This is a genomic window from Ligilactobacillus aviarius, from assembly GCF_001654615.1.
GTDB classification, from domain to species: domain Bacteria; phylum Bacillota; class Bacilli; order Lactobacillales; family Lactobacillaceae; genus Ligilactobacillus; species Ligilactobacillus aviarius_B.
Genome location: NZ_LWUD01000013.1, coordinates 34,240 through 42,112 on the forward strand (window position 1 = coordinate 34,240; position 7,873 = coordinate 42,112).

Here is a 7,873-nt window from a genome sequence, read left to right on the forward strand (position 1 = left end):
GCATATCACTCCTTATTCGCGGTCTTATCTTGTTTCGTTGGATAGAACACTTCAGTTTTCAAGGTTGCCTGTTTTTCAGGAATAATTTGGCCATCACAAATGTGAAAAATCCGCGGTTCCTTGATCAAATTCCGGGCAACATCGCTTAATCCTGGAGTTGTTAAAAATGTCTGAACCTTGTCTTGAATGGTTTTTAAAAGGTGAGTTTGCCGCGCGCCATCAAGTTCTGATAAAACATCATCAAGCAGCAAAATCGGATACTCGCCGGTTTGATTCTTCATTAAATCGATCTCTGCCAGTTTGACTGATAATGCCGTTGTCCGCTGCTGTCCTTGTGAACCGTACGTTTGAACGTTCTTATGGTTGATCAAAAACCGAACATCATCCCGATGCGGTCCATAAAGAGTTGTTCCTTGGAAAATTTCCTTGGATTGATTTTGCCGGTATAAATCCATCAATGCTTCTGAAAGTTCAACCTCGGTCAACGTGGATGCATCCTTAACGGCACTTGAATACTCAAAGGTTAAGTTTTCCCTTCCCTGGGTAATACTTTGGTGAAGTTCCTGCGCATACCCTTCCAACTCGCTTAAAAATTTAACCCGTTGGCTGATAATTGCACCGCCAACCGCTGCAAGTTGTTCGGATAAAACTTCCAGGTACAGCTGATCTTGAGCTTCATGGCTTTGCAGCTGTTTCAAATACCGGTTACGCTGTTTTAAGATGTCCCGATACTGGGTCAAATCATGCAAGTATTTCGGTGAAACCTGGCCAAACTCCATATCGATAAAGCGGCGCCGAACAGTTGGGGCACCCTTTACCAAAGCAAGATCTTCGGGAGCAAACAAAATTACGTTCAACTGACCGAGATATTCGGATAGCCGGGCCTTTTCAAGATGGTTGGCCTTCGCCTTTTTACCGTGTTTTCCAATATCCAATTCCAACTTTAATGAACCGAGTTCGCGCTGAACGGTTCCCTTGATTTGAGCAGCATCCTTGCCGAATTCAATCAGCTCGCGGTCATTATTGGTTCGATGACTGCGAGTCATTGCTAACACGTAGATCGATTCTAGCAGGTTAGTCTTTCCTTGCGCATTTTCCCCGATCAAAACATTGATTTGCGGTGAAAATTCAACCTGAGCTTCATCGTAGTTTCGAAAATGATGGAGGTTTAATTCCGTTAACTTCAATTCCTTAGCGGCCCGCCTTCATGACATACGTCTTGCCGTTGGGAAGTTCGACTTTATCATCCGGATAAAGTTTCCGTCCTCGGCGATCATCAATTTCACCATTGACCTTGACGTTATTTTCACTCAGATACCACTTTGCCTGTCCACCTGATGAAATTTCATCAGCAATTTTCAACAATTGGCCTAAGGTAATGTAAGGTGTTTTCAGATTAACGGTTTCCATTCGTCAAACCTCCTTCAAAAAACCAGTCTAATACTTAATAATTATACCCTTTTTTGGATGCAAAAACAATTTAACTCGCGATAAAATGCGTTTTAAGCTCTTTTAACGTCATTGAGTGGGAATCCATTAATCAATGGTAAAAATGCTTATTTTGAATTTTAAGCATAAAAAACGAGATTACCATCTTGGTAACCTCGTTCAAATTTAATTATTTTTGACTTTCACGCACTCCGCGCCGTTCAATTTCTTCAAGTGTGTGCCCCTTTGTTTCCGGAACTTTAAAGATCACAAAGGCAACGGCAAGCAAACAAATTACGCCAAAAATCGCGAAGACCGTTTCCTGTGACATCGAAGCCGTCATTAATGGGAAAATCAATCCAACTGCAAATGCTCCGACCCAATTAAACGCTGAAGCCGTTCCGGCAGCCTTGCCCCGAATCGCAAGTGGGAAAATTTCACCAACAATGACCCACGTTAACGGAGCCCATGTAAATCCATAAAAGCCAACGTAAATACATAAGAAAATAATCGTGATTAATGGATTAACGTGGCTAAACATGGTATTGATCACGGCTGGCAAAATGAATGCTAATCCCATTCCGGTTCCGCCAAAGATCAATAATGTCCGGCGATTAAACTTATCCGCAATTGCTAGAAAAATAAATGATGATAATACTAAAATCAAGCCTTCAATTACCGGCCACATTAAATTTGAAGCGGCTGCATGGCCCGTTGCCTTGGCAACGATCAATGGGATGTAGTAAAAAATAGCATTCACTCCCATAAATTGTTGAAAGGCTGCAACGCCGACGCCGGCAATTATCAAGTAACGGTATTTGCCCGTAAACATCTTGCTTAATTTCTGCTGGTCTTTACTTTGATCTTCAACGTTTTTAATATTTTGAATATCTTGAATTTCTTTTTCAGCCTGCGCACATGGTTGAACAAGTTGAAGAACTTGCCGGGCTTCATCGATTCGGTCATTTCTTACTAAATACCGTGGTGATCCCGGAAGATTTAAACTTCCTAAAAATAAGATCAACGCCGGAACAGCTGCCATTCCTAACATTGTCCGCCATGCAAACGTTGCCGGGAGATATTGCAAAAAATAATCAACGACGTATGAAAGCAACGTGCCCAGGGCAATCATTGTAAAGTTAATTCCGGATAATCTTCCCCGTGACTTGGCGGGGGTCATTTCCGACATATAATTTGGAACCGTTGCGGAAATCATTCCAACCGATAGCCCCAAGAAAACTCTGACTAACGACAAGTAAATATATCCGTTCCGCGGTGCAAATGCTGAAAGCAGTGATCCTGCAATGAAAATCAGTGCTGAAAACGACAATACCCGTTTCCGCCCAATCTTATCCGTTAAATGGCCCGCAAGCATCCCGCCAAAAATCGCACCAAACATTAAGGATGAAGTAATACATCCTTCCCAAAATGCGGAGTGCATATTCCAGTCGATCTGCAAAAACGGCAATGCTCCGGTCATAACTCCAATATCATAACCAAATAGGATTCCGCCAAATGAGCCGAAGAAATAAATATACTTTCGCGGCACTTTCTTTACCGTATTCATTGATATGCTCATCCCTTTTCAATTTATGTTTTGCACAACCTATTATTACAAAAAATTTACAATTAATTTTACAAAATGTAATTGTAAATTTTATTTTATCGTTTGTCACGAATTTTGCTTACAAAAAGTAAAAGACAGTGATTCAATCACCGTCTTCTCCGCTTTAATTCATTCAATTAGTATGTTCGAACTGGCGTAATCAATTGAATAAAGTCTTCACTGTCTTCCGTCGGCATCAATGTAAATGGCCGCAATGGCAATGTTAAGGATAACTTAACTTCGGCTTGCCCAAAGGCTTGTAATGCCGCTTTCATGTAATCTGGGTTAAAGGAAATTTCAATATCGTTTCCAGTTAATTTATCAAATTGTAATTCTTCTTCAATATTTCCGACTTCCGGTGAATTACTTGATAAAACTGCGGTTTGATTTTCGCTATTTAAACTTAATTTAACAACATTATTCCGTCCTTCATGGGATAACAATGATGCCCGTTCGATCGCATGAAGCAAGCTAACCGCATTTAATTCAATTTCAGTTTCTGAACTTTGAGGGATCAGGCGGTCCGTATCTGGATACATCCCTTCAAGAAGCCGTGAATAAAATGCTGTATTATCAAAATTAAATAAAATTTGATTTTCAGCAATTTGAATTTCCAAACTGCCAGTTGAATCTGCAATCATCCGTGAAAGTTCGACTAATGAACGTCCTGGAACAATAATGTCATAATCAATGTCTTCAGCGCCTGACAATTTTACCTTGCGTTGACTTAACCGATGCGAGTCCGTTGCAACTGCATGTAATTCTCCGTTTTTAATTGTCAAATGAACACCGGTCAATAACGGACGGCTTTCCTGAGTCGATACTGCGATAACGGTTTGATTAATGACTTGTTTCATAATATCTGCTGGAATCGTCAATTGTTCATTCGTATCGATTTCAGGTAAGTGTGGATAGTTATCAGCGTCAACCCCGTTAACTTGGTATTCCGTTTGACCAGATGTAATGGTGGCTTGGAAATGATCATTAACTTCAATTGTAAATGTACTTTCTGGAAGGCGTTTGATAATTTCACTAAAGAACCGTGCTGGTAAAACAATTGATCCTGGTTCATCAATCAGTAATTCGTAATTGCTGTCATCCGTTGAAATTTCATTTTCAATTGAAATATCAGAATCGCTTCCGGTTAATGTAATTGAATTTTCAGTTGCCGTGATTTTTAATCCAGTTAAAATTTCAATTGCGGTTTTAGAAGAAATTGCTCGTTGAACATCGGTTAGTTTCTTAATAAATGCATTACGCTTAATTGTAAATTTCATAAGTAAGCTAGCTCCTTAATTAATATATATAGTAATTATTAATTAGTAATAGTACTAGGCCCTGTTATTCCTGTGGAAAACTTTTGAAAAGTGATGATTTCCCTATGTTTTCCTTGTGGATATGTTGTGGATAAAAAATCTAATTGATTCACATTTGTCCACAATTAGACCTGTAACTGATCTTTGATTTCTTTGATATCGTTTTGAAGATCTTTATTTGTTAAAAGTTCAGTTTGAATTTTTTCATGCGCATGAATTACGGTTGTATGATCTTTGCCGCCGAATTCTTGACCAATTTTCGGAAGGGATGCATCCGTCAATTCCCGTGAAAGATACATCGCAATTTGCCGCGGCATAACGATCGATTTAACCCGTTTCTTGCCTTTAAGGTCGGTTACGGTAACGTTAAAGTATTTCGCGACTTTATTTTGAATAATTGGGATTGTAATTTCCTTGGTTGCTCCCTGACCAACTAATCCGCGGAGGGCTTCCGCAACCATGCTGGTCGTAATCGGGGCGTCCGTCATTGACGTAAAGACTTTGATTCGTGATAACGCCCCTTCCAAATCACGCACACTAGAATCAAAATGACCAGAAATGTAATTTAATGCTTCATCTGGAAGATCTAATCCAAGCGACTGCGACTTTTCGCGCAAAATCGCAATTCGGGTTTCAAAATCCGGAGGTGTAATGTCAACCGGCAAGCCCATCTTGAACCGGGTAACCAACCGGGTTTGAAGGTTTTGAATTTCATTTGGCAACCGATCAGCTGTAAGAACGATTTGTTTATTATTTTGAAAAAGGGTTTCAAATGTATTGAAGAACTCTTCCTGCGTTCCGACCTTATTTGCCAGGAATTGGATATCGTCAACGAGTAAAAGATCAACGTTTCGGTATTCATCCCGGAATTCAGATTGGTTTTTTAACTGAATCGAATTAATAAAGTCGTTTGCAAACGCCTCGCTTGAAACATACTTAACTTTCGCTGTCGGATCGCGTTGCAAAATCGTATGACCGATAGCCTGCATCAAGTGGGTCTTACCTAATCCGGCACCCCCGTAAATGAAAAGCGGATTATAAACCCGTCCTGGATCTTCGGCAACGGCCAATGCAGCGGCATGCGCCATTTTGTTTCCATTCCCAACAACAAACTTTTCAAACGTATAATCACTGTTTAATTGATTGTTATGAACGAAGTTATTATTAGAAGCTTTTTTTGGTGATGCTGCCGGGATCGGCTCCTCAGCTTCAGTGTTTAGGGTATTCTCAGCTGCTTGATTCGATGGTTCATCGTTATCATCTGCTGCGGAACGAATTACGATATTGATTCGGCGGCCAATTGCCGGTTCAAGCAAGTCAATGATCGTTTCACTGATATTTCGTTCCCAATATTCTTTAACCATTTGAAATGGGACCTCAATGACAAGGGTGTCATTTTTAAACTCGATAGGTTTGGCCGGCTTGATCCAAGTATTAAACGCAATATCGTTGAATGAGCCGTGCAAACCGTCGAAAATAATTTTCCATAAGGAATCGAGTTCTGGTTCAAGCACGAAACTGCCCCTCCTTTTATAAAAAATTTATACGTCCATTGTAGCATTAAAAAAAATAGTTTTCCACAGGTGTGAAAAATAAAAAAATTCAAATTCACGGATGTTAGTTTAATTATCCACAAGCAATTGTTTTCTGTGGAAAAAAGAAGCTGATTTAGCCGTTATTCACGGAATTTTTTTTAAAATAAAACTTAATAGATCAATGGTTTGTGAACTTATCCACAAAATTATCAAAAAATCACAAATTTCAAATTCACGGGATGTTAATTGTGGATATGTCTGTCTAAAAAGCTGTGATTTGATTTTGGGCAATTCACAATTATTCCAAAAATATAAGGGACAAATCGGGGATAACAAGCGACATGGCAAAGCTGAAAAATCGCCTCGGTTTGGAAAAATCGCTTTTCAACTTAAAATTTGTATGTTAAACTTACAAAGTAAGTCTGTTTGAAGACTATTTTGATACAACAATTTAGATAGTTTTGACATCTAAAAATAAGGAGGTGGAATTCATGAAGAGAACATACCAACCTAAGAAACGTCACCGTCAACGCGTACATGGTTTCCGTAAGCGTATGAGTACAAAGAACGGTCGCAATGTGTTAGCACGTAGACGCCGTAAAGGCAGAAAAGTATTGTCTGCATAGATCACTGGACCGTCAGTGGTCTTTTTTCTTATCTAAAGAGCATTCGGATAAGTCCATTTAGGAGATCGACAATGAGAAAATCATATCGCGTCAAAAAAGAAGCAGAATTCCAAACGGTTTTTACGAAGGGTAAGTCATGTGCGAATCGCCAATTTGTCGTTTATATGCTTGAAAAACCGGGACAGGTTCATTTTCGGGTCGGCATCTCAGTTGGGAAAAAGATTGGGAATGCCGTTGCGCGAAATTGGGTCAAACGTCGGATTCGGCAAACGTTAACGGATCTTAAGCCGCAATTGAAACAGGACTGCGATTTTCTTGTAATTGCGCGGCCGACAGTTGCGTGGATGTCAACGGCAGAAGTAAAAAAACATTTAAGTCATGTTTTACGGTTAGCAAAGGTTTTGCCTGCAAATAACAAAGCGAAAAGTGAGGAATTACAAAAGTAATGAAACGACGTACAAAAAGAAACGTTGCGATCCTTGGCACTTTATCACTGGCCTTGCTTTTAGGCGGATGTACAAGTAATGCGCCCATTACATCTCATAGTACAGGGTTCTGGGACCACTACATTATTTGGAATTTCGTCCGGGCTATTCGGTGGCTGAGTAATTTCTTTGGCCACAACTACGGCTGGGGAATCGTGGTCTTTACAATTATTGTCAGAATTATTATCTTACCGTTGATGTTCTACCAGATGAAGAGTATGCGGAAGACCCAAGAAATTCAACCGAAATTGATGGCATTGCAAAAGAAGTATCCTGGAAAGGATCCGGAATCAATGCAAAAGTTAAGCGAAGAGCAGCAAAAACTTTATGCTGAAGCCGGAATCAATCCAATGGCAGGATGTTTGCCAATGCTGATTCAAATGCCAATTTTGATTGCCTTGTATCAAGCAATTTGGCGGTCACCAATCTTAAAGAATGGTGATTTCTTATGGATGCACTTGGGTGAAAAAGATCCATACTACATTATGCCGATTTTGGCCGCAATCTTTACATTCTTAACTTCGAAATTATCAATGATGGGTCAGCCGGAAGGAACAAACAACATGATGAATAACATGATGTTGTACTTCATGCCGATCATGACTGGTTTCATTGCTTTTAATTTACCGTCCGCATTGTCAATCTACTGGGTTGTAACGAACGCATTCTCAGTAGGTCAGACATTGTTACTTCAGAATCCATTTAAGATTCGGCGGGAACGCGAAGAAAAAGAAGCGGCTGAAAAGGCCCGGAAGAAACGGCTTGAAAAAGCTAAACGGAAAGCTTATAAGAGTAAACGGAAATAGTTGCAAAGCTTATAACAGCAACCGCGTGTGTGCGAGGTTGCTGTTTTTTTGTTATGTCTTTAGACCTGGTT

General features: G+C 39.9%; 8 protein-coding genes. 3 read left to right on the top strand and 5 right to left on the bottom strand.

Features of this window, described 5'->3' with window-relative positions; genetic code table 11:
• Nucleotides 1-5: 5 nt before the first annotated feature.
• The 5 genes from recF to dnaA all read right to left on the bottom strand — a co-directional run bounded on the left by recF (nt 6) and on the right by dnaA (nt 5,864).
• Nucleotides 6-1,187 (bottom strand): DNA replication/repair protein RecF, encoded by a 1,182-nt coding sequence (recF, locus tag A3O17_RS02690; RefSeq protein ID WP_064212534.1) that lies wholly within the window; start codon nt 1,185-1,187, stop codon nt 6-8.
• 4 nt (nt 1,188-1,191) lie between these two features.
• Nucleotides 1,192-1,410 (bottom strand): S4 domain-containing protein YaaA, encoded by a 219-nt coding sequence (yaaA, locus tag A3O17_RS02695; RefSeq protein ID WP_057827203.1) that lies wholly within the window; start codon nt 1,408-1,410, stop codon nt 1,192-1,194.
• 208 nt (nt 1,411-1,618) lie between these two features.
• The gene (locus A3O17_RS02700) at nt 1,619-2,995 is read right to left on the bottom strand and encodes a sugar porter family MFS transporter (protein ID WP_064212533.1); all 1,377 of its coding nucleotides are present in this window, start codon (nt 2,993-2,995) and stop codon (nt 1,619-1,621) included.
• 176 nt (nt 2,996-3,171) lie between these two features.
• Nucleotides 3,172-4,311 (bottom strand): DNA polymerase III subunit beta, encoded by a 1,140-nt coding sequence (gene dnaN, locus A3O17_RS02705; protein ID WP_064212532.1) that lies wholly within the window; start codon nt 4,309-4,311, stop codon nt 3,172-3,174.
• Between the two features lie 164 nt (nt 4,312-4,475).
• Nucleotides 4,476-5,864: a chromosomal replication initiator protein DnaA gene (gene dnaA, locus A3O17_RS02710; RefSeq protein WP_064212531.1), complete on the bottom strand. Its 1,389-nt coding sequence runs from the start codon at nt 5,862-5,864 to the stop codon at nt 4,476-4,478.
• A 512-nt stretch (nt 5,865-6,376) separates the two neighbouring features.
• Here dnaA and rpmH point away from each other — a divergent pair.
• The 3 genes from rpmH to A3O17_RS02720 all read left to right on the top strand — a co-directional run bounded on the left by rpmH (nt 6,377) and on the right by A3O17_RS02720 (nt 7,802).
• Nucleotides 6,377-6,511 carry a 50S ribosomal protein L34 gene (gene rpmH, locus A3O17_RS07765; protein WP_057827207.1) on the top strand — a complete coding sequence of 45 codons (135 nt, stop codon included), beginning with the start codon at nt 6,377-6,379 and terminating at the stop codon, nt 6,509-6,511.
• Between the two features lie 71 nt (nt 6,512-6,582).
• Nucleotides 6,583-6,957: a ribonuclease P protein component gene (rnpA, locus tag A3O17_RS02715; RefSeq protein ID WP_064208311.1), complete on the top strand. Its 375-nt coding sequence runs from the start codon at nt 6,583-6,585 to the stop codon at nt 6,955-6,957.
• On the top strand, nt 6,957-7,802 hold the full coding sequence (locus A3O17_RS02720) for a YidC/Oxa1 family membrane protein insertase (protein ID WP_064208310.1): 846 nt from the start codon (nt 6,957-6,959) through the stop codon (nt 7,800-7,802). The genes rnpA and A3O17_RS02720 overlap by 1 nt, the downstream gene beginning before the upstream one ends.
• Nucleotides 7,803-7,873: the final 71 nt, after the last annotated feature.

Coding starts and splice junctions, on each gene's coding strand:
- yaaA (WP_057827203.1), bottom strand. CDS start 1,410: ATGGAAACCGTTAATCTGAAAACACCTTACATTACCTTAGGCCAATTG.
- A3O17_RS02700 (WP_064212533.1), bottom strand. CDS start 2,995: ATGAATACGGTAAAGAAAGTGCCGCGAAAGTATATTTATTTCTTCGGC.
- dnaN (WP_064212532.1), bottom strand. CDS start 4,311: ATGAAATTTACAATTAAGCGTAATGCATTTATTAAGAAACTAACCGAT.
- rpmH (WP_057827207.1), top strand. CDS start 6,377: ATGAAGAGAACATACCAACCTAAGAAACGTCACCGTCAACGCGTACAT.
- rnpA (WP_064208311.1), top strand. CDS start 6,583: ATGAGAAAATCATATCGCGTCAAAAAAGAAGCAGAATTCCAAACGGTT.
- A3O17_RS02720 (WP_064208310.1), top strand. CDS start 6,957: ATGAAACGACGTACAAAAAGAAACGTTGCGATCCTTGGCACTTTATCA.